The following is a 1,112-nucleotide window of genomic DNA, read 5'->3' as shown; positions in this document are numbered from 1 at the left end:
ACGCCCCGACCCGCGGCCTCCGCGGCGCCACCGTCGTGCTCGATCCGCCGCGTGCCGGTGCGGGGCGCGCGGTCGTCGAGCGGCTGACGGAGCTGCGACCGGCCCAGGTGGTGTACGTCGCCTGCGACCCGGTCGCGCTCGCGCGCGACGTGGCGACGTTCCGCGCGAACGGGTACGAGCTGGAGACCCTTGGCGCGTTCGACCTCTTCCCGAACACGCATCACGTCGAGGCGGTCGCCCGGTTCGCCGCTATCGTGTGAGGACGGCGGGAATCGCGTGGTCGAGTCCGCGCGGGCGCCGGCACGACAGGAGGACGGCGTGACGGGGGTCTGCGCGTGACGACGGTGACGGGCGAGGCGGGTGCGACGGTCGCCACGACGGTCGCGATCGTCGACGACCACGAAGCGGTCCGGCTCGGGCTCCGCGCCGCGTGTCGGGACGCCGGCTACGAGGTCGTCGCCGACACGGCCGACGTGCCGACGCTGCTCGCCGCATTCGACGACCCGGCGGTCGACCCGCCCAAGGTCGTGCTCCTCGACCTCTCGCTCGGCGACGGATCGAAGGTGACCGACAACGTCCGCGCCGTGCTCGCGACGGGGAGCCAGGTCCTCGTGCACAGCATCGCCGACCGGGTCGCCGCCGTGCGCGAGGCGCTCGCAGCGGGCGCGGCCGGCGTCATCCCGAAGTCCTCGCCGACGGCCTCCGTGATCGCGGCCATCGCGACGGTCGCACGCGGCGACGCGCTGAACAACGTCGAGTGGGCGAGCGCCATCGAGGCCGACCGGGACTTCGCGAAGGCGCAGCTCGGACGGCGCGAGCACGACGTCCTGCACCTGTACGCGTCGGGCCTGCCGTTGAAGCTCGTGGCCCAGCAGCTCGGCATCGCGCACTCGACGGCCCGCGAGTACCTCGACCGCATCCGCGCGAAGTACGTCGAGGTGGGGCGGCCCGCCCCGACGAAGGTCGACCTGCTGCGCCGCGCGGTCGAGGACGGCATCCTCCCCGGGCTCGATGCCGAGGCCGGGGATGGTCGGCGCTGACCTGCGGGCGAGCCGGCTCGTCCCACGCCGCGCGGCGGTGAGCCGCGCCCAGGTCGAGACCGTCGCCGGGCG

General features: G+C 74.8%; 1 protein-coding gene and 1 pseudogene. Both read left to right on the top strand.

Annotated elements, in window-relative coordinates; genetic code table 11:
* Positions 1–260, top strand: a pseudogene (locus ESO86_RS17410) (class I SAM-dependent RNA methyltransferase); the annotation flags it as partial.
* Positions 261–335: 75 nt separating this feature from the next.
* A complete protein-coding gene (locus tag ESO86_RS17405; RefSeq protein WP_242492444.1) occupies positions 336–1,040 on the top strand; it encodes a response regulator transcription factor in 705 nt (234 codons plus the stop codon).
* Positions 1,041–1,112 lie beyond the last annotated feature (72 nt).

Source organism: Agromyces binzhouensis, assembly GCF_004135055.1.
GTDB lineage: Bacteria > Actinomycetota > Actinomycetes > Actinomycetales > Microbacteriaceae > Agromyces > Agromyces binzhouensis.
The sequence above is the reverse complement of the archived record's forward strand: the minus strand, read 5'-3'. Positions and strand labels throughout refer to the sequence as shown.